Below are 18,403 nucleotides of genomic sequence, written 5' to 3'. Positions count from 1 at the left end.
AGCGAGTACAAAATCAGGGAGTACGCATCGAGTTAATCTACGCGCCTTCGACGGTCGTCCCCTCCTCGCGGCAGACTTCGAGGGCGTGTTTGGCGGCCATTCCGGCGTCCGTCGCGGTGCGGCCCGCGCCGACGCCGACCTTGAGCGACATGTCGGCCTCCGCGCGGACGCGCTCGATGACGTCGACGTAGGTGTCGCGGTCGAGGTCGGGAACGAGCGCGATGACGTTGTCGCCGCCGACGAAGAATGCGAGGCCGTCGTGTTCGTCGTGGAGCGTCCGCATCAGCGCCGCGTACCCCTGCTCGATGCGAACGAACGTCGAGAAGGCGTCGAGCTCGTCCGTGTACTTGCCGGTCGCGTCGTTCACGTCGAAGTGCGCGATGCGGACGTCGTCGTCGTCGCGGTCGTCCGGTGAAATCGGATCGCCGGCGAGGACTTCGCGGCGCTCGGCGTCCTGCGCGCTCCCGGCCGCCTGCAGGTGCGCGGTCGCGTCGACGAGGGCGTCCGTCGGATTCGCGCCCGTCCCGATGCCGAGGCTCACGGTGACCGGATAGCGGTTGCGTAGCGACTCCTGTAGACGGCGGTGATCGGCCCGGTCGATGCCGTTCGTCACCGCGATCATGTTGTCGAAGCGCGTGAAGAAGGCGTAGCCGTCGCGGGTGCCGAGGAACTGCGAGAGGTCGGCGTAGAGGCGCGACTGGAGGGTCTGGAGGTCGGCCTCACGTCGGGGTGCGGGCGTCACCGTCCACGGGCCGTAGTTGTCCAGTTGGACGAGAGTGACCTGAGCGTTCGTCACGGATACCGGACACTCCGCCCCGCCCTCGCTTATCGCTTTTGAATCGCGTCTCAGAACTGGGTGTCGTTCCGAGTCGACGATCGGTCGGCGAGCGCGCGCGCCGCCGACTGCCGGACCTCGTCGGGCGTCACGTCGTGGTCGTGCTGATAGACGTCGCCGTTCAGTACGTAAACGGCCTCGCGCTCGTTACAGAGGTCCGCGACCGCCTCGCTCGACAGCGACGAGGGCTGTTCGATCTCGGTGCCGAAGAGTTGGAACTGGTCGCACACGCGTTCGTCGTAGAGCGCCGTCACCCCACCGGCGGCGTCGAACTGCGTCCACCACGCGCGAACCCACAGCTGGTGGCTCTCGAGCGTCGTCGATCGGACGACGAGGTTCGGGATCGAGGCGCCACCGCCGACGCGGACCAGACACCCCGAGACGTCTCCGGCGAAGCGATGCGGGCCCTTCGCGCCCGACCACGCGACGGCGCGCTCGAACGGCGCGCCCGAGAGGAGACGTCCCGCCATCCGGCCGACCATACGTTCGCCGAGCGTCGTCGACACTACGCCGACGCGGGCCCCGCGTTCGACGAGGGCGTCGACGATAGGCCCACCAGTCTCCCGGTCGCCGACGAGCGACACGGCGCGCGCCGAGACGGACGACACACTCATTGGATCGAGGACGCCGTCGCGGCAGGCGAACCCCGCGTCGGTCAGTGGCGCGTCGACGTGAACGAAGCCGTAGTCGGTTTCGAGCGCGTCCCGAACGGCCGCCGTCGTTGGCGGCGCGGTGTCGACCGTGAACGGCTCGGCGACCTCCCGGTGCTCGCGGCCGATCAGGACCGTGGAGAGCGTCTCGCGTGCCGCGCTGCCGACACCGAGGAGTGCGAAACGCTCTTCCGCCACGTCGCGCATCGGCTCGGTGAGCGCGTGCTGGTACCCCGCGACCGAGAGTCGTGTCGCCCCGTGAGGCACACACTCGCCGCTGTAGCCGGTCCGGATCGCGCGGTCGTCGGGCACGTCGTGCCTATCGGTCGTCACCGGCACGAGGTCCCTGACGAGGAACGGGAGCAACGGGGCGTCGGCCGGATCGTCGCGCACCACGGCCACGTAGCGCGCGTCCGGAAGGTAGTCGACGAACGCCGCGCGCGGCGCTTCGAGGTACTCCATGAGCTGCTCGACGATCGGCCGACCGTAGAGCGCCGGCGGGTAGAAGGAAAGCCCACCCGCGACCGGCTCGTACTCCTGGCGCGGCATCTCGTAGTAGCCGGCCGTTCGCACGAACGAGTCGAGGAACAGACAGCGTTCGAGCAGGTTGGTCGCCGCCCGCGGCGAGACCGCGCCGTCGCCCAGCGACTGGCGATAGCCGTTGTCGAGGCGGAGTTCCGCTTCGGACGCCTCGACCACGTCCGCACCGAGGTAGTAGGCGAGCGGCGCGACCGCGTACAGCGACTCGTACGTCGCCGGGGTGGCGATCGTCACGCCCGTCTCGGGCCGCGAAATCGTCGACGGGATCGAGAGGGCGTCCCCGCGCTCGATCCGCGGTGGGTGGCCCCGGAGCGTCGGCCACGAGCGCTCCGGCGACCACTCCTTTACCGCGGAGGCGAGGAAGGGGAGTGCCTCGAGCAGCGCCCCCGGATCGTCGGGCACCGTGATCGTCGCGTGCGGACGCTCGTGGCGCGAACGGGCACCGACCGCGACTCGCGTCGGTTCCTCGAACGTCAGTGTCGTCGCCCCCTCGCCGTGGTGGTGTTCGGTGACGGCCTCGAACGCGGCGTCGAACACCTTCACGTAGAGCTTGCAAGCCGCCTCGATGTCGACGTAATACGTCCCGCGAGGAAACGACACCACGATATCGGAGAGTTGGACGTCGATGTCGCCGCGCTCGTCACGGACACACGACCCCGCGTTCGCGGGCATCGACAGCGTCGTCGCCTCGAAGGAGACTGCGGCGTCGACCGGGAAGAGGAACCGCGCGTCCAACACCCGCTCGACGTCGATCGCGTCGTCAGCGGTGATGCGACACGTCGCGTCCATCACCCGGTCGTGTATTCGTAGCGTCTTCCCCGCCGTCTCGAACTCGATCGGATCTGCCCGCGTCACGCCGTTCCGTACCCTGTCGGTGTACTTACGTGTCGCGGTCAGGGCGGGTGCTGGGAGCTATGCGGGTGTAAACGGGGACGACGGCGAGAGAAACCGCTTAGTGGTCGTGGGCGTCTTCGTAGACCCAGGTCGCCGCGTTGGCGTTCCAGTCGACGAGTTCGTCCCCGTCGAAGAAGAGGTCGATCTCGCGCTCGTTGGCGCCCTCGTCCTCGTGGTCGCTGCCGTGGATGACGTTGTGCCCGAGGTCGTTCCCGAGGTCACCGCGGATGGTGCCGGGAGCGGCCTCCTTGGCGTCCGTCGCGCCCATCAGCTTGCGGACCTGCCGGGTGGCGTCGTCGCCCTCCCAGACCATCGCGAAGACGGGCCCGGACGTGATGAACTCGACGAGGCCCTCGAAGAAGGGCTTGCCCTCGTGCTCGCCGTAATGCTCGTGAGCGAGCTCCTCGTCGATCTGCATGAACTTCCCGCCGACCATCTTGAGCCCCTTGTCCTCGAGACGGCCGACGATCTCGCCGATGAGACCCCGCTGGACGCCGTCGGGCTTGACCATGACGAACGTCCGCTCGTGCTCGTGGCTCATCTATTCGCCCTCGCCGGCGTGGCCCGCGTCGGTCCACTCGAGCTCGCGGGGCTCGCGGCCGAGATCGGCGTTCTTCTCGCACTTCGACGAGCAGAAGTGTACGGTACGTCCGTCGTTGTAGACGAACATCGTCCCCGTGCCGGGTTCGATGTCCGCCCCACAGTAGTCACACTCTCGGGTCTGGGGCATTACTGACCTCCGATGGAGTCGGCTTCGCGGGCCGTCTCGCGCAGCTGGAGGACGTCGCCGACCCGCGTGGGGCCGAGGACGTTGCGCGTGATGATGCGGCCCTGGTTGGAGCCTTCCTGAAGTCGACACTTCACCTGCATCGCCTCGCCGTGCATCCCGGTCTTTCCGACGACCTCGATGACCTCGGCGGACGTGGAGTCCTCCGTCTCCGATTCCTCGGCACTCATCGGTTTACTTCAGCTCCTCGATCTTTTCGCCGATGTCCTCGACGTCGTCCTCGGCGTCGCCGGCGTCGACGACGGCCGCGGCGGCGGATCCGACTTCGAGGCCGGCCGCGACGCCGAGTTCGTCCTGCGTCTCGACGAAGACGTACGGGACGCCCTTCTCCTCCGCGAGCTCCGGGAGGTGGAGGACGATCTCCTCGGGGGAGACGTCTTCGGCGATGATGACGAGGTCCGCGTTGCCGCGCTCGACGGCCTTGGTCGTCTCGTTCGTACCCTTCTTTACGCTGCCGGTGTCGCGGGCGACTTCGAGCGATTCGAGCGCTCGCTCCTGGAGGTCGGCCGGGACGTCGTAGTCGACATAGACTGGCATTTTTATGTTCACCTACTCCCTCGGGCGGGCTTGCGCTCAGTCGCCGACCGCGATTCCCGTGGCGACTCGAAGCATCATGACCCCCCGAAGGCTGTACAACCTATTCCGGATCCCGTGGTTAAAAACGCTTTCAAAGCCCGCCGGGGTGCGAACGCGGGACACGGGGTCACCGACGGCTACAGGGAACGATAACGCCCTTCGGGGTCGCGGGCGAACGACGAGCACATGACCGTCGGAGAGACCGCCGCCGCGCTCCGCGCGGAGGCCCGCGAGACGAACGAGCGCCGCCTCCTCGTCCTCGCCGACGAGACGGACGGGAACGAGAACCGGGACGCGAGAGGCGCTGGCGACGGCGGCGACGGGACCGATCGCGGGCTCGCCGCCGCCATCGATGCGCTCGACGACGCGGGGATCGATCGCGCCGAGACGACGGTCGTCGGTCACCGCGACGGCATCGGCTGCGAGCGCCTCGAACCCCGCGAGACCGGCGACCTCCTCGGCACGACGCGCGACGCCGTCGTCTACGACGCCCGCGATGAGTGTCGACCGAACGCCCTCGGCCGCGTCGCCGGTGCGGTCGACGGCGGCGGCCTCCTGATCCTCGTGACGCCACCGCTCGACGCGTGGTCCGCACGCCGCGACCGCTTCGACGCGGGCATGGCCGTCCCGCCCTTCGGCGTCGAGGACGTCTCGGGACGCTTCCGGACGCGCCTCGTCGACACCCTCCGCACGCATCGCGGCGTCGGCATCGTCGCCCTCGACGAGAGCGGGGAGACGGCGGTCGACGACGGACGCACGCGCCCCGCACCCCGTCTCCCGTCACCCGGTCCGTCGGTGCCCGACGATCACGCCTTCCCGACGGCCGCCTACGAGGCCTGTCTCACCGGCGATCAGGTCGCGGCCGTGCGCGCCTTCGAGGCGCTCCGGGACACCGGCCGCGCCGTCGTCTGCGAGGCCGACCGCGGTCGGGGGAAGACGAGCGCCGCCGGGCTCGCGGCCGCGGGGCTCGCCGTCGAGGGACGGGACGTCCTCGTCACCGCGCCGTCGTTCCGCGGCATTGAGGAACTCTTCGCGCGCGCGGCCGAGCTGTGCGACGCGCTCGGCGTCGCGTCCGAGCGCACCGAGACGACGCGGCTCGTCCTCGCCGGCGGGGGGTCGATTCGCTACGCGAAACCGCCCGAGTCCGTCGACGTCCTCGACGACTGCGACGTGCTCCTCGTCGACGAGGCGGCCGCGCTCCCCGTTCGGCTCCTCGAACGCTTCCTCGACGCCGACGCCGTCGGTTTCACCACGACCGTCCACGGCTACGAGGGCGCGGGCCGCGGCTTCGATGTCCGGTTCCGCGACGTCCTCGCCGGGACTGGCCTCGACGTCACCGACGTGCGCCTCGACGAGCCGATCCGCTACGCCGCCGGCGACCCCGTCGAGGTGTGGGCGTTCCACGCGCTCCTGCTCGACGCTCGGCCGCCCGTCGACCCGCTCGTCGCGGACGCCGACCCGGCGGGCTGTGCGTACGACGCCCTCGACGGCGACGCGCTCCTCGCGGACGAGACGCTGCTGCGCGAGGCGTTCGGTCTCCTCGTCGCCGCCCACTACCGCACCGAGCCGGACGACTTGGCCAGAATGATCGACGCTCCGAACCTCGACGTCCGCGCGCTCCGCGCGAACGGACACGTCGTCGCCGTCGCCCTCCTCGCTCGCGAGGGCGGCCTCGACGCGGCGACTCGGGAGGCGATGTACACCGGCGAGCGGGTGAAGGGCAACATGCTCCCGGACGTTCTCACGAGCCAACTCCGCGACGAGCACGCCGCCGCGCCCGTGGGCACGCGCGTCGTCCGCATCGCTACCCACCACGCCGCCAGATCGCGCGGGCTCGGCTCCGCGCTCCTCGACGGCGTCCGCGACGAGTTCGACGGACGCGACTGGCTCGGCGTCGGCTACGGCGCGACGCCCGCCCTCCTCCGGTTCTGGGCCCGCAACGGCTTCTCCACCGTCCACCTCTCGACGACGCGCAACGACGCCAGCGGCGAGTACTCCGCGCTGATGCTCGACCCGCTGAGCGCGGACGGGCGCGCGCTCGCCGCCCGCCACGAGTCGTGGTTCGCCGACCGGATCGCGGGCGTCCTCGCAGACTCCCTCCACGACCTCGACCCGGACGTCGCGCGCGCCGCGCTCGCCGCCTGCGACGCGACTCCCGACCCCGGATTGGGCGAGAACGCGTGGCGCGTCGTCGCCGGCTCCGCCTACGGCTCCGCGATGTACAGCGTCGATCCCGAGCCCGTCCGTCGTCTCGCCGTCTGCGCGCTCGTCCGCGACGACGCGCCGCCCCTCCTCTCTGACGCCGCGGGCGTCGACATCGACGGCGAGGCCGAAGTCGAGCGCCGCGAGCGCCTCTTCGTCCTGAAGCTCCTCCAGTGTCGCCCGTGGGACGCCGTCGCCGACGAGCTCGGCTATCACTCGTCCGGGCAGGCGATGCGGGCGTTCGGCGACGCCCTGCGACCGCTCTGCGACGCGTGGGGCGGCGAGGCCGCCGCGGCGGAGCGCGCGCGACACGGGGACGAGTGAGATGGACGCGCTCGTCCTCCTCGCGATCGGCCTGCTCGGGTTCGGGATGGTGGCCAGCGTCCTCCCGCTCCTCCCGAGCGGCCTCGTCTCGCTCGCGGGGCTCGGCCTCTACCGGTGGCACACGAGCGAACCCGGCGCGTTCGTCCTCGCCGCCCTCGTCGCGTGCTGTCTCGTCGCGCTCGCCGTCGACTGGTTCGGCGGCGCGATCGGCGCGAGCGCGGGTGGCGCGTCCCTCCGGACGACGCTCCTCGCCGCGGTCGTGGGCCTGCTCTGTCTCCCGCTCGGCGGCCCGATCGGCGTCCTCGCGGGCGTGGCCGTCACCGTCCTCGCGCTCGAATATCGTCGCCTCGGCGACGCCGAGGCGAGCCTGCGGAGCGCGGCCGCGGCGACCGTCGGCGTGCTCGCCGCCGCGGCCGTGCAGTTGGTCTGCACGGGCGTCGTGCTGGCCGCGGTGCTCGTGATCGAGTTCCTGTAGCAGGAGACGCGAACGGAAAGGCGAAGAGCAGAGGAGAGGGACCGCGCGCCGAGCTACTGGTGGGCGTAGTACGCGACCGTCTCGTCCTCGTCGGCACGGTCGTAGCGCGCGAAGCCCACGCGGACGAACTGGGTGAGGTCGTCCGGGTCGTAGTCCGCGTAGCCGGGTTCCGCGTAGCCGTAGACGTCGCCGTCCGTCCGGCGGAGGCGAACGGGCACGCTGCCCGCCGCGGGCACCCAGTGGATCACGTCGACGCCCTCCTCGCGGACGGCATCGATGTCGTCGTCGGTGTACGCGAAGCCGTCGCCGTCGTAGCGGACGGGACCGTACCCCTTGAGCCAGACGCGCTCGCCCTCGTCGGGGAGGTCGGCGGTCTCGACGAGCACCGCGTCGCCGACGGGGATGTCGCGCTCGCCGCGCTCCTCGTGGTTCGGGTGCACGGGCGGATGCGCGGTCTCCGGGCCGCCCGCGATGGGGACCTCGGTGGCCGCGTACGCCGCCTCGGCCCCCTCGCTGCGCGGCGCGAAGCCGTTGCGGACGAGGAAGGCGCGCGGCGTCTCCTCGTCGATCAGGTCGCGGTTGTTCGCGTAGATGGAGGACATGGCGAGGTCGACGTCGGAGGTGGAGGTGCCGAGTTCGACCATCGCGTCCACGATCGCCTGGCCCCGGATCCCGCGGCGGCGGACGCTCTTGAGCGTGGGCGCGCGCGGGTCGTCCCAGCCGTCGAGCTCGCCTGCCTCGATCTTCGCTTTGATCGTCGACGTGCTCATCTGCACGTCGTAGGCGTCGACCTGCACGTGCCCCCAGTGGACGACCTCGGGGTACTCCCAGCCGAAGTAGTCGTAGACGAACTGCTGGCGCTTCGCGGAGTCCTGGAGGTCGATCCCGCGGATGATGTGCGTGATACCGAGGAGGTGGTCGTCGATCCCGGACTGGAAGTCGAGCATCGGCCAGCAGCGATACGCCGCGGCCTCCTCGCGCGGGTGGGGCGTGTCGACCATCCGGAAGGCGACGAAGTCGCGCAGCGCGGGGTTCTTGTGCTCGATGTCCGTCTTCACGCGCAGCACCATCTCGCCGGACTCGTACTCGCCGTCGATCATCGCCTCGAACTCGTCGCGGACGACGCCGGGGTTCTTCTCGCGGTGCGGGCAGGCCTCCCCGTCGTTCTTCAGCTCGGAGAAGGCCTCGCCCGAACAGCTACAGGTGTACGCGCCGCCGAGCCCGATGAGCTCGCGCGCGTGCTCGTAGTAGGTCTCCATCCGATCCGAGGCTTTCACGACCTCGTCGGGTTTGAAGCCGAGGTAGTCGATGTCGTCGAGGATGCCGTCGTAGGCGTCGAGGTCGGGGCGCTTCGTCTCCGGGTCCGTGTCGTCGAAGCGGACGAGCATCCAGCCGTCGTAGCGCTCCTTGTACGTCCCGATGACCGCGGGCATCCGGGCGTGTCCGAGGTGCCACGGGCCGTTCGGGTTGGGGGCACACCGCATCCGGACCTCGTCGTAGTCCTCGACGTTCGGGAGGTCGGGCAGCGGGTGATCCTCGCCCTCGTCCTCCGCGTCGAGCTCTGCGAGGCGCTCCGGCGCGATCTCTTCGAGGCGCGCGCGCTTCTCGGCCTCGTCGAGGGCGTTCACCTCGTTCACGACGGGCGCGACGACGCCCGACACCTCGTCGCCGTGCTCGCGGAACTCGGGGTTCGCGCCCATCAGCGGGCCGAGGATCGCGCCCACCTGCGCGTCGCTCCCGTGTTTCAGCGCGTTGAACAGCGCGTTCGCCTCGGCCTCCCGTCGGATCCGCTCGCGGAGGTCCTCGTCCATACCCGAGCGCTTACCGGGGTACGAGGAAATTCGTTTGGGTTCGCCATCGCCGCGCGGGACGCCCAGCGGCGACGACGCCGATTCCGGCGACGGCCCGGCCGACGACGCGGGCGACTGACGACGTGGGCGCCAGCGGATCCGACGGATCCCGCACTGCCCGCCGCCTCCACAGCGCCTTAGCCGCTCGCCGTCGAACGACGGATATGGTCACGAACGAGAGCGACACGTTCGACATCGGCGGCGAGTACACCGTCCACCGCCTCGGCTTCGGCGCGATGCGGATCACCGGCGAGGACGTCATCGGTCGCCCGGAGAGCGAGCCGAACGCCCGCGACGTGCTCCGTCGCGCGGACGAACTCGGCGTCGACTTCATCGACACCGCGGACTCCTACGGACCCGCGGTCTCGGAGCGCCTGATCGGCGAGGCACTCGACGCGACCCGCGACGACCTCGTCGTCGCCACGAAGGCGGGTCTCCTCCGCAACCGCGAGGGCGAGTGGCTCGCACACGGCGGCCCCGACTACATCAAGAACCAAGCCCTCACGAGCATCGATCGCCTCGGGGTCGACTCGATCGACCTCTATCAGTTCCACCGCCCCGACCCGGACACCGACTACGAGGCGTCGATCCAGGCCTTCGCCGAACTGCAAGACGACGGCCTCGTCGATCACGTCGGCATCTCGAACGTCTCCGTCGAGCAGCTCGAGCTCGCGCGCGATCACGTCGACGTCGCCACGGTGCAAAACGAGTACAACCTCGGCGACCGGGAGCACGAGGACGTCCTTGAGGCCTGCGAGGAGTACGACATCGGCTTCATCCCGTACTTCCCGGTCGGGGCCGGCGGCTTCGACGACGAGGCGCGTGACGCCGTCGAAACCGTCGCCGAGCGCCACGACGCGAGCGTCTATCAGGTCGCGCTCGCGTGGCTCCTCGATCACAGCGACGTCACCCTCCCGATCCCCGGAACGTCGAGCGTCTCGCACCTCGAACAGAACGTCGCCGCGAGCGAACTCGCGCTCACCGACGCGGACCGCGCGACGCTGGACGTCGAGTAGATCCGGACCCCCTCGGTCGGAACCTATTTGCGGCGTGTGGTTAATCGTGAAGGTATGGTGATTCTCGCCGCCGTCGGCGAACAGCACGACCAAGAGGCGATCATCGAGACCGGGCGCGACCTCGCCGAGGCCTACGACGACGACCTCCGGGTGCTTCACGTCATCCCGGAAGACGAGGCCGAATCCCACTTCGAGTCGGTGCGCTCGATAGACCAGTTCAGCAACACCTCCTTCTCGATCGAGATCGAGCGTGCGGAGGACATCGCCGAACGGCTCGTGGAGATGGCGCTCGGCGACGTCCCGGCGACGATCACGCCCGCCGGTCGGATCGGCGATCCGACGGAGGAGATACTCGACGACGCCGCGTCGGTCGGCCCGCGCTACATCGTCATCGGCGGCCGGAAACGCTCGCCCACCGGAAAGGCGCTCTTCGGGAGCGTCACGCAGTCGGTCATCCTCAGCGCCGACCACCCCGTCGTCAGCGTCCTCGCGGAGTAGCGCAGTCGGACGGTTCGCGACGGTACCATATTTTAACAAACATAACTATTACTACTGTAGGTTACGGCCGTACGATATGGCAACACTCGACGACGTGTTCGTGGTGGACGCTGTCACCCACGCGTACAATCAGACCGAGGAGAACTACCGCGTGCCGCGCTACGCCGAGCAGGTCGCCAACGTCGGCGCCGCCTTGGAGGCGAAGATGCCCGACGGCTACCAGCGCACCCGCGAGGCCTTCCTCGGCGACTGGCCGGTCGAGAACACGGAGAACGCCCTCTTCCGCGAGAGCCAGACGGACTTCGCCGTCATGCACCCGCAGTCGATCACCGTCTTCGAGGACGGCCTCACCGCCGAGTCGAAGGCCCGCGCGTTCTTCGAGCGCAATCCGACGCGGACGGCCGCGTTCGCCAGCATCGACGCGATCGGCCTCGACGACCCGCAGGCCGACCTCACGCGACAGGTCGAGGCCTTCGACCCCCACGGCGTGAAGGTGTATCCCTCCTACTGGGAGCCCGACGGCACCCATCACGAGTTCAAGATGAACGACCCCGAGGACGCCTTCCCGCTCTGGCAGCACGCCGTCGACCTCGGCCTCGACGTCGTCGCCGTCCACAAGGCCTTCCCCTTCGCCACCGCACCGATGGAGTCCTACAAGGTCGGCGACGTCGAGGAGGCCGCCAACAGCTTCCCCGAGCTTACCTTCGAGATCGTCCACGGCGGGCTGACCTTCGCCGAGGAGACCGGCTGGCAGATCGCCCGCCACCCCAACGTCTACGTCAACCTCGAACTCACGCTCACCGAGCTCGTGACGACGCCGACGTCCTTCGTCGACTCGCTCCAACAACTCCTCTACGCCGGCGGGAAGCAGGCCGTCGACAAGATCATCTGGGGGACCGGCGCGCCCCACTTCCACCCGCAGCTCCTCTTGGAGCGCTTCTGGAACTACGACTTCCCGGAGATGGAGAGCTTCAGCGGCCCCTTCCAGCTCACCGAGGACGACAAGCGCAAGATCCTCGGCGAGAACTTCGCCGAGGCCCACGGCTTCGATCTCGACGAACTCGAGGCGGGTACGGCGGACGATCAGTACAGCGACGTCGAGATGGCCGACGACCCGTGGTCGACGACCGACTTCGAGGTGGTCGAATGAGCGCGAGCACCGACCCGACCGACGCCACCGACCCCATCGAGGAACGAGCCCGCGACGCCCTCCGGGACGTAGTGGATCCGTGTAGCGCCGCCACCGGCTCGAACTTGAACATCGTCGAGATGGGGCTCGTGAAGGCGATCGAGGTCGACTCCGACGACGGTCGGGCGCACGTCGAGATGCGCCTCACCACCCCGATGTGTCACATGATCGGCTACTTTATCGATCAGGTCGAGGACCGCCTCACGGGCCTCGAACCCGTCGAGCGCGTCGAGCTCGACACCGACGACGGGATGGAGTGGAGCGAGGAGCTGATGAGCGAGGCGGCGCGGGCCAAACGCCGAGACGTCCTCGACGGCTACGAGGAACGCTACCGCGAGGAGCTCGGCGACGACGGCTCGACGGACCGATCGGTCGACGTCGAGACGGGCGACTGAACGAGCGGGCGGACGGGGATCGACACACCCCACCGTTGCAAGTGTTCCGTCGGTTCCCGCTGGGGACGGCGTCCCCGCCCACACGTCGCCGAATCGGAGTCGGAAACGGCCGTGCGCCGTGCTCGCGGTGGTCCGTGAATCACGACCACAGGACTATCAGCGTGGAGGGACAACGCTAGAGGATGGCAGACGATAAACGCGGCCGAGAGAAGCAAGCGCGGGACGCGGAGCGACGCCAGCAAGAGCGCGACATCGCCACGGAACTGGATCGAGGGGACGAGTCGGAGCCACCGGTCGAGGCGGCGGCGCTCGACGACGTCGAAGCGGCCCTCGAGTCGGTGCAGTTTCCCGCGACGGGGGCCGACGTCGTCGCGGCGATCGGCGACCGCACGATCGAATCCGACGGGGAGCGCTACGCGATCGAGGCGCTCGTGCCGGAGACCGACCGGGAGGCGTTCGACTCCCCGGCGGCCGTTCAGGTGGCGGTCCGGCGCCCGACGGTCGCTTCGGCGATGAAACGTATCGTCGAGTCCATCGAGACGCGGCAGGACGCGGAGTTCAGCTGGTCACAGCGCAAAGCGTACGAAACGACGTTCCGAGCGCTCGGCTCGATCGACGCCGATGACGACGACGAGGGGATCGCGGTCATTCGCGACTGGATCGTCGATCGGGTCCGCGAGACGGGGGATCTCCCGTCCTCCAGAGCGGTACGCCGGGAAGCGGCCGAGTTCTGTCGGACGAACGGGTATCAGGTCCGGGCGGACGAGTGGCTCGGTATATAGACCGACGGACGCGGGCGGCCGTCGAGGAGGGCGGACTCCGTGTATCGCAAACGGCCGGTCAGTAGCCGCGTTCGATGAGGTAGTCGGCGATCTCCCGGAGGAGGTATCGTGCCTCGTTGTCGGGGAGGACGTCGAGTTCGGCCTTCGCCTGTGCGGTGAGATCGGCGGCGAGATCGCGAGCGTAGTCGATGCTGCCAGCGTCCTCGAGTTCGGCGACGGCGGCGTCGATGTCGGCGTCGGTGACGTCCTCGGGGTCGTCGGCGTCCACGAGGTCGTCGACCGCGACGCCGTGGTCGCGGGCGTGGACGGTGATGATCGTGCGCTTGTTCTCGACGAGGTCGCTCCCGCGCTGCTTGCCGAGTTGCTCGGAGGGGACGGTCAGATCGAGGACGTCGTCCTGAATCTGGAAGGCCTTGCCGGCGTTGACGCCGTACCGGTAGAGCGCGTCGACGACCTCGTCGTCGGCCCCCACGACGATGGCGGGAACGCTCGCGGCGGCGCCGTAGAGGACGGCGGTCTTGCGCTCGACCATGTCGAGGTACGCTCCGGTGTCGACGTCGGGGCGCGTCTCGAAGTCCACGTCGAGGGATTGGCCCTCGCAGATGCGCGTACAGGTGCGAGCGAGACAGTCGATGGCGTCGAGGCTCGCGGTCGGCTCGGCGTCGGTCCGGAGCATGATCTCGAAGGCCTTCGAGTAGAGCGTGTCGCCGGCGAGGATCGCGGTCTCGTCGTCGTACTCGCGGTGGACGGACGGGACGCCGCGGCGGAGGTCGTCGTCGTCCATGATGTCGTCGTGGATGAGGGTGAACGACTGGATGATCTCGATGGAGACGGCGGCCGCCATGACGTCGACCGTCGTCTCGTCGAGCGCCGGGAAGTCGTCGTACGGCTCGCTCAGCGGTTCGACGTCGGCGAGCGCCTCCGCGACGAGCAGGGAGACGGTCGGGCGGAGGCGTTTGCCCCCGGCCTCGAGGAGATAGCGCGATGCCTCGTAGAGCCGTTCGGGTTCGGCCATGGGTAGCTCCTCGTCGATCGCGTCGTTGACGCGTTCGCGTCGGTCCTCGATGGCGGACAGCACCGTGTCTTCGCGCGTGTTCTGGTTCATGACGAGAGTTGGATGATGGTTCCGTTTCGAGCGACGTGGACGTCTTCGCCGCGCTCGTATCCGTCGGCTTCGGCGAGGGCGACGTACCGTTCGATACCTCCTACTGACTGGTGGGCAGGGATAAGGGTACGGGGTTCGAGCGTGCGGCGCATCCGGCGGTGGCCCGCGGCGCTGAGGTGACCGGAGACGTGGACGTCCTCGTGCACCTCGACCCCGCGCCGAGCCAGCCGGCGATCGAGCGTCGCCCGCTGGCGGCGGTTGACCGGGTCGGGGATCACGCGAGCGCCGAACACGACGACGTCGCCCGCCCCGAGGGCGAGGGCGCCGTCCCCGCGGGCGAGACGGGGGAGGACGGCGTTCGGCTCGCCCTGATGGCCGGTGGCGAGCAGCAGAAACGAGTCGCGGCCCTCGGTACGGACGCGACGGAGGGCGCGCTCGATACCGACGCGCGTCCCGTGCGCCTCGACGTCCCCGAAGCCCGGATAGTCGAAGTGCGCGGCCGTCCGCGCGTAGGTCGCCATCGATCGCCCGAGGAGGATCGCCTCTCGTCCGATCTCACGGGCGGCCTCGACGACGCTGGAGACGCGCGCGACGTGACTGGCGAACGTCGAGGCGACGATCACGCCCGGCGCGTCCGCGACGCTCCCGAGGACGTCACGGACGCGAGCGCGGGCGACGGCCTCGCCGGGCGTGCGACCCGAACGACCCGCGTTCGTGCAGTCCTCGACGTACGCGAGGACCCCCGCCTCGCCGAGCTCGGCGAAACGCACCATGTCGATCGGCGCTTCGAGGACCGGGTCGTGGTCGAGGCGTTTGTCGAGTCCGTAGACGATCGCACCGCGGGGCGTGTGCAACACGGGGTTCACCGCGCCGACGGTCGAGTGCGTGACGTGGACGAACTCCAAGTCGAGGTCGTCGCCGAGCGGCGTCACCTCCCCGGCCGCCATCGTCACGAGGTCGCCGTCGTATCCCGGGTCGAGTTCGCCCTTCAGGATCTCCATGGTGAACGGCGACGCGATCAGCGGGGCGTCGTAGCGCTCCGCGAGGACGCCGGCCGCCCCGACGTGATCGAGGTGGCCGTGCGAGAAGACGATCGCACACACCTCTCCGTCGAGGTCGGCGACGACGCTATCGTCCGGAATCGCGCCGGCGTCGATCAGTTCGCGTCGCCCGGCGTGCTCGACGTCGATCCCCTCGCGGACGACCGGCGCGACGTCGAGGCCCATGTCGAAGACGACGACGTCGTCCCCGACACGGACCGCCGTCATGTTCCGGCCGACCTCCTCGTACCCCCCGACCGCCACGATTTCGATGTCCATTCGGTTGCTCCTCGTCCGGCGCGAGCGTCTCGCTACCGTCGGTACGTAGGACCGACCGCGACAAAAGCGCCGGGGTCACCGGCCGGTGTGGTCCCGTCTCTCGGCGGCGCGTTTCGGAAGGGGCTTTGCGTCGGCGGCCGGTACGGGTCGGCGTGTGCCGCTCTCCCCACGCGACCCGCATCGACGCCGCCCGAGCGGCGGTGAGACGCCCGTGACGCTCCTCGGTGCGTTCGTGTCGGCGATCCTCCCGATCGTCGCCATCGCCGCCGTCGGCTACGCCATCGGACGCGCCACCGACGTCGCCGTCGGCCCGCTCAACACCGTCGCGCTCAACTTCTTCCTCCCGGCGCTCGTCTTCCACGGCATCGCCACGACGACCCTCGGCGGGGACGCGGTCGTCTCCCTCGTCGTCGCCGTCGTCGCCTACCTCCTCGGGCTCATGGCGCTCGCGTTCGCCGCCGGTCACCTCCTCGACGTCCCCGAGACGCTGTTCTCCGGCGTCGTGCTCGCCAGCGCGTTCCCCAACTCCGGGTTCGTCGGGATCCCGCTCTCCGCGTTCGTCTTCGGCGACCTCGGGCGGACCACCGCGACCGTCTTCCTCACCGTCCAAAGCGTCGTCCTCTACACCCTCGGCGTCTACGTCGTCTCCGCGCGCGAGGGGGACGCCGCCGGCGCGACGAGCGCCCTCCGCGAGGTCGTCCGCCTCCCGCTCGTCTACGCCGTCGCCGCCGCGGCGCTCGTCCGCGTCCTCGGCCTCGTCCCCCCCGTCGATGGGACGTTCATGACGACGGTCGACAGCGTCGGTTCGGCCGCCGTTCCACTCATGCTCACCGTCGTCGGCATCCAGCTCGCCGACGTCGACCTCGGTCACCTCCGTCCGACGGCGCTCCCCACCGCTCTCAAACTCGGCGTCGCGCCGCTCGTCGGGGTCGTGATCGCGCTCGCCGTCGGATTCACGAACCCGGCGGTCGCCAACGTCTTCGTCCTCGAATGTGCGACGCCGGCCGCCGTGACGCCGCTCGCGCTCGTCATCGCCTATCGGAGCGCGAGCGCCGACGAGGCCGTCGACGTCGCCGAGTACATGAGCACCGTCATCTTCGTCACGACGGTGGCGAGCGTCGTCGTCCTCACCGGCCTCGTCGCCGCGATCCGGCAGGGGCTCCTCTTCTGAGCGCTGTCGCCCTTAGCGGATCACCGTCCCCGGCGTCTCGCCGTCGAGGAAGTCGCCGACGGCGTCGGGGCCGAAGACGGACGCGGGCGCGCGGAGCCCGAGGAGCGCGCGGACCTTCGCGGCCATGCCGCCCGTGACGTCCGTGTCGTCGCTTCCGCCGAGATAGCGCTCGACGTCCGCGTAGTTCTCGATCGCGGGGATGACCGCCCCCTCGTCGTCCAACACCCCGGAGACGGTCGAGCAGACGCCGACCCGTTCGGCGTCGAGGCCGTCCGCGAGCGCGACGACGAGCTCGTCGCCGCTCACGACCGTCGCGCCCGCGCCGACGTGCGTCACGACGTCGCCGTGGAGCACCGGGACGAACCCCTCGTCGCGTTTCGCGGCGACGGCGTCCACCGAAAGCGAGAGCGTCCCGTCCGCGTCCCGGACGCCCGCGGAGTGGGGGTGGTGGGGGACGGCGGACACGCCGCGATCGCAGAGCGCGTCACAGACGGCGTCGTTCAGCGTCCGCATCGCCCCGTGGATCTCCCTGATCGCCGTCGCCTCGCGCGTCCCGTCGGCCCGTGACACGCCGTGGGCGGCCGCGTGGGGGTGGCCGAACGACCCCCCGCCGTGGACGAGGACGAGGTCGTCGACCCCCGACGCGGCGATCGCGTCCGCGGCGTCCGCGAGCGCGGGACCGTCGACGGTGTCGGGCGTGTCCTTCTCGGTGACGACGCTCCCGCCGAGTTTCAGGACGACGGTCACGGCGATCCCCCCCGACGCGGCGAGTGCGGGACAGCGCGCTCGACGCCGCTCATTCGGCGCGCACCCCGTCGGTGGCGAGCTCGGCGCGGAACGACTCGTCGCACGCCGGCGTGAGCGAGAGTGCGGTCTCCGCACCCGCGCCGTCGTCGAGCGCGACGATACAGCCGCCGCCGCCCGCGCCGGTCAGCTTCGCACCCGCCGCGCCGCCCTCGCGGGCCGCCCAGACCATCTCGTCGAGCGAGCGCGCGGAGACGCCGAGCGCCGCGAGCAGCCCGTGGTTCACGTCCATCAGTCGCCCGAGTTCGGCGACGTCGCCCTCGCGGAGCGCCTCCTCACCCCGGCGAACGAGGTCGCCGATGGAGCCGACGGTATCGCGCGCGAAGTCGTACTCCTCGCGGAGCGCGCGCACGCCCGCGACGAGTTCGCCCGTGTCGTGGCTCGTCCCGTCGTACCCCACGACGAACGGGAGATCGGGCGTCGCCAGCGTCCGGCAGTCCGACCCCTCGACGCGGACGGCCCCGCCCACCGCCGAGCAGAAGGTGTCCGCCCGCGAGGCCTCGCCGCTCTGCACGTCCCGCTCGACCTCGTACGCGCGCTCGGCGATCGCCTCCGGGGCGAGGTCGACGCCGAGCTCACGCGTCGCGGCGTCGATCGCCGCGACGACGACCGCGGCCGAGGACCCCAGTCCCGCGCCCAGCGGGATGTCGCTCTCGATCGTGACGTCGAGGCCGGCGTCTGGGCGGTCGGCCGCGTCCCGTGCCGTCGCCATCGCGGCGTCCACGTACCCCATCGCGGCCTCGACGAGCGGCGTCGGCACGTCCACGTCGGGCGCGTCGTCGCTCGCCCCGTACTCGACGGTGAACCCGTCGAGCGTGAGGTCCGCCGCGCTCACGCGCTGTCGGTCGTCGCCGCGCTCCGCGACCGTCACCGTCGCGCGCCGCTCGATCGCACAGGGCACCGCGGGCTCGCCGTAGACGACCGCGTGCTCCCCGAAGAGGTACACCTTCCCCGGGGCGCTCGAACTCGTCGGCATACCCGAACACGCGGC

General features: G+C 70.1%; 18 protein-coding genes and 1 pseudogene. 8 read left to right on the top strand and 11 right to left on the bottom strand.

Going from position 1 to position 18,403, the window contains the following annotated elements:
• Positions 1 to 37: 37 nt before the first annotated feature.
• The 6 genes and pseudogenes from IEX91_RS13035 to rpl7ae form a co-directional block, all read right to left on the bottom strand.
• Positions 38 to 796 (bottom strand): GTP cyclohydrolase III, encoded by a 759-nt coding sequence (locus tag IEX91_RS13035; RefSeq protein ID WP_188879490.1) that lies wholly within the window; start codon positions 794 to 796, stop codon positions 38 to 40.
• A 50-nt stretch (positions 797 to 846) separates the two neighbouring features.
• Positions 847 to 2,880: a hypothetical protein gene (locus IEX91_RS13030; RefSeq protein WP_188879489.1), complete on the bottom strand. Its 2,034-nt coding sequence runs from the start codon at positions 2,878 to 2,880 to the stop codon at positions 847 to 849.
• Positions 2,881 to 2,977: 97 nt separating this feature from the next.
• Positions 2,978 to 3,460, bottom strand: coding sequence for a nucleoside-diphosphate kinase (gene ndk / locus IEX91_RS13025; RefSeq protein ID WP_188879488.1), 483 nt, complete (start codon positions 3,458 to 3,460; stop codon positions 2,978 to 2,980).
• A 3-nt stretch (positions 3,461 to 3,463) separates the two neighbouring features.
• Positions 3,464 to 3,649, bottom strand: a pseudogene (locus IEX91_RS13020) (50S ribosomal protein L24e); the annotation flags it as partial.
• The gene (locus IEX91_RS13015; RefSeq protein WP_020221793.1) at positions 3,649 to 3,876 is read right to left on the bottom strand and encodes a 30S ribosomal protein S28e; all 228 of its coding nucleotides are present in this window, start codon (positions 3,874 to 3,876) and stop codon (positions 3,649 to 3,651) included. The gene IEX91_RS13015 and the pseudogene IEX91_RS13020, both read right to left, overlap by 1 nt.
• 4 nt (positions 3,877 to 3,880) lie before the next feature.
• A complete protein-coding gene (gene rpl7ae / locus IEX91_RS13010; RefSeq protein WP_188879486.1) occupies positions 3,881 to 4,243 on the bottom strand; it encodes a 50S ribosomal protein L7Ae in 363 nt (120 codons plus the stop codon).
• A gap of 225 nt (positions 4,244 to 4,468) precedes the next feature.
• On the opposite strand from rpl7ae, the gene tmcA reads away from it, so the two are divergent.
• A complete protein-coding gene (gene tmcA, locus IEX91_RS13005) occupies positions 4,469 to 6,808 on the top strand; it encodes a tRNA(Met) cytidine acetyltransferase TmcA (RefSeq protein WP_188879485.1) in 2,340 nt (779 codons plus the stop codon).
• 1 nt (position 6,809) lies between these two features.
• Positions 6,810 to 7,283 (top strand): DUF456 domain-containing protein, encoded by a 474-nt coding sequence (locus tag IEX91_RS13000; RefSeq protein WP_188879484.1) that lies wholly within the window; start codon positions 6,810 to 6,812, stop codon positions 7,281 to 7,283.
• 53 nt (positions 7,284 to 7,336) lie between these two features.
• Here the strand turns inward: IEX91_RS13000 and IEX91_RS12995 are convergent, their stop codons facing one another.
• Entirely contained in the window at positions 7,337 to 9,094 is a 1,758-nt protein-coding gene (locus tag IEX91_RS12995) for a glutamate--tRNA ligase (protein WP_188879483.1), read from the bottom strand.
• 203 nt (positions 9,095 to 9,297) lie between these two features.
• On the opposite strand from IEX91_RS12995, the gene IEX91_RS12990 reads away from it, so the two are divergent.
• The 5 genes from IEX91_RS12990 (at position 9,298) to IEX91_RS12970 (ending at position 13,013) form a co-directional block, all read left to right on the top strand.
• Positions 9,298 to 10,149: an aldo/keto reductase gene (locus IEX91_RS12990; RefSeq protein WP_188879481.1), complete on the top strand. Its 852-nt coding sequence runs from the start codon at positions 9,298 to 9,300 to the stop codon at positions 10,147 to 10,149.
• A gap of 54 nt (positions 10,150 to 10,203) precedes the next feature.
• Positions 10,204 to 10,647, top strand: coding sequence for a universal stress protein (locus tag IEX91_RS12985; RefSeq protein WP_188879480.1), 444 nt, complete (start codon positions 10,204 to 10,206; stop codon positions 10,645 to 10,647).
• A gap of 76 nt (positions 10,648 to 10,723) precedes the next feature.
• Positions 10,724 to 11,797, top strand: a complete 1,074-nt coding sequence (locus tag IEX91_RS12980; RefSeq protein WP_188879479.1) for an amidohydrolase family protein — start codon at positions 10,724 to 10,726, stop codon at positions 11,795 to 11,797.
• The gene (locus IEX91_RS12975; RefSeq protein WP_229772878.1) at positions 11,794 to 12,231 is read left to right on the top strand and encodes a metal-sulfur cluster assembly factor; all 438 of its coding nucleotides are present in this window, start codon (positions 11,794 to 11,796) and stop codon (positions 12,229 to 12,231) included. The genes IEX91_RS12980 and IEX91_RS12975 overlap by 4 nt, the downstream gene beginning before the upstream one ends.
• Before the next feature lie 182 nt (positions 12,232 to 12,413).
• Positions 12,414 to 13,013, top strand: a complete 600-nt coding sequence (locus IEX91_RS12970; protein WP_188879477.1) for a DUF5789 family protein — start codon at positions 12,414 to 12,416, stop codon at positions 13,011 to 13,013.
• 58 nt (positions 13,014 to 13,071) lie between these two features.
• Here IEX91_RS12970 and idsA3 read toward each other — a convergent pair whose 3' ends face one another.
• The gene (idsA3, locus tag IEX91_RS12965) at positions 13,072 to 14,118 is read right to left on the bottom strand and encodes a geranylfarnesyl diphosphate synthase (RefSeq protein ID WP_188879476.1); all 1,047 of its coding nucleotides are present in this window, start codon (positions 14,116 to 14,118) and stop codon (positions 13,072 to 13,074) included.
• A complete protein-coding gene (locus IEX91_RS12960) occupies positions 14,115 to 15,437 on the bottom strand; it encodes an MBL fold metallo-hydrolase (RefSeq protein ID WP_188879474.1) in 1,323 nt (440 codons plus the stop codon). Before IEX91_RS12960 ends, idsA3 begins: the two co-directional genes overlap by 4 nt.
• 211 nt (positions 15,438 to 15,648) lie before the next feature.
• Here IEX91_RS12960 and IEX91_RS12955 point away from each other — a divergent pair, with 211 nt between their 5' ends.
• Positions 15,649 to 16,608, top strand: a complete 960-nt coding sequence (locus IEX91_RS12955) for an AEC family transporter (protein ID WP_188879626.1) — start codon at positions 15,649 to 15,651, stop codon at positions 16,606 to 16,608.
• A gap of 12 nt (positions 16,609 to 16,620) precedes the next feature.
• Here IEX91_RS12955 and IEX91_RS12950 read toward each other — a convergent pair whose 3' ends face one another.
• Both IEX91_RS12950 and mvk read right to left on the bottom strand, forming a co-directional pair.
• The gene (locus IEX91_RS12950) at positions 16,621 to 17,355 is read right to left on the bottom strand and encodes an isopentenyl phosphate kinase (RefSeq protein WP_188879472.1); all 735 of its coding nucleotides are present in this window, start codon (positions 17,353 to 17,355) and stop codon (positions 16,621 to 16,623) included.
• A gap of 49 nt (positions 17,356 to 17,404) precedes the next feature.
• The gene (gene mvk, locus IEX91_RS12945; protein ID WP_188879471.1) at positions 17,405 to 18,388 is read right to left on the bottom strand and encodes a mevalonate kinase; all 984 of its coding nucleotides are present in this window, start codon (positions 18,386 to 18,388) and stop codon (positions 17,405 to 17,407) included.
• Between the last annotated feature and the right edge of the window lie 15 nt (positions 18,389 to 18,403).

This window comes from Halarchaeum nitratireducens (assembly GCF_014647155.1).
GTDB classification, from domain to species: Archaea; Halobacteriota; Halobacteria; order Halobacteriales; family Halobacteriaceae; genus Halarchaeum; species Halarchaeum nitratireducens.
This window is presented reverse-complemented; position numbering and strand designations above follow the sequence as displayed.

Bases quoted from the DNA above. Each gene is read 5' to 3' on its own strand.
- ndk (WP_188879488.1), bottom strand. From the start codon at position 3,460: ATGAGCCACGAGCACGAGCGGACGTTCGTCATGGTCAAGCCCGACGGC.
- IEX91_RS13015 (WP_020221793.1), bottom strand. From the start codon at position 3,876: ATGAGTGCCGAGGAATCGGAGACGGAGGACTCCACGTCCGCCGAGGTC.
- rpl7ae (WP_188879486.1), bottom strand. From the start codon at position 4,243: ATGCCAGTCTATGTCGACTACGACGTCCCGGCCGACCTCCAGGAGCGA.
- tmcA (WP_188879485.1), top strand. From the start codon at position 4,469: ATGACCGTCGGAGAGACCGCCGCCGCGCTCCGCGCGGAGGCCCGCGAG.
- IEX91_RS13000 (WP_188879484.1), top strand. From the start codon at position 6,810: ATGGACGCGCTCGTCCTCCTCGCGATCGGCCTGCTCGGGTTCGGGATG.
- IEX91_RS12995 (WP_188879483.1), bottom strand. From the start codon at position 9,094: ATGGACGAGGACCTCCGCGAGCGGATCCGACGGGAGGCCGAGGCGAAC.
- IEX91_RS12990 (WP_188879481.1), top strand. From the start codon at position 9,298: ATGGTCACGAACGAGAGCGACACGTTCGACATCGGCGGCGAGTACACC.
- IEX91_RS12985 (WP_188879480.1), top strand. From the start codon at position 10,204: ATGGTGATTCTCGCCGCCGTCGGCGAACAGCACGACCAAGAGGCGATC.
- IEX91_RS12980 (WP_188879479.1), top strand. From the start codon at position 10,724: ATGGCAACACTCGACGACGTGTTCGTGGTGGACGCTGTCACCCACGCG.
- IEX91_RS12975 (WP_229772878.1), top strand. From the start codon at position 11,794: ATGAGCGCGAGCACCGACCCGACCGACGCCACCGACCCCATCGAGGAA.
- IEX91_RS12970 (WP_188879477.1), top strand. From the start codon at position 12,414: ATGGCAGACGATAAACGCGGCCGAGAGAAGCAAGCGCGGGACGCGGAG.
- idsA3 (WP_188879476.1), bottom strand. From the start codon at position 14,118: ATGAACCAGAACACGCGCGAAGACACGGTGCTGTCCGCCATCGAGGAC.
- IEX91_RS12960 (WP_188879474.1), bottom strand. From the start codon at position 15,437: ATGGACATCGAAATCGTGGCGGTCGGGGGGTACGAGGAGGTCGGCCGG.
- mvk (WP_188879471.1), bottom strand. From the start codon at position 18,388: ATGCCGACGAGTTCGAGCGCCCCGGGGAAGGTGTACCTCTTCGGGGAG.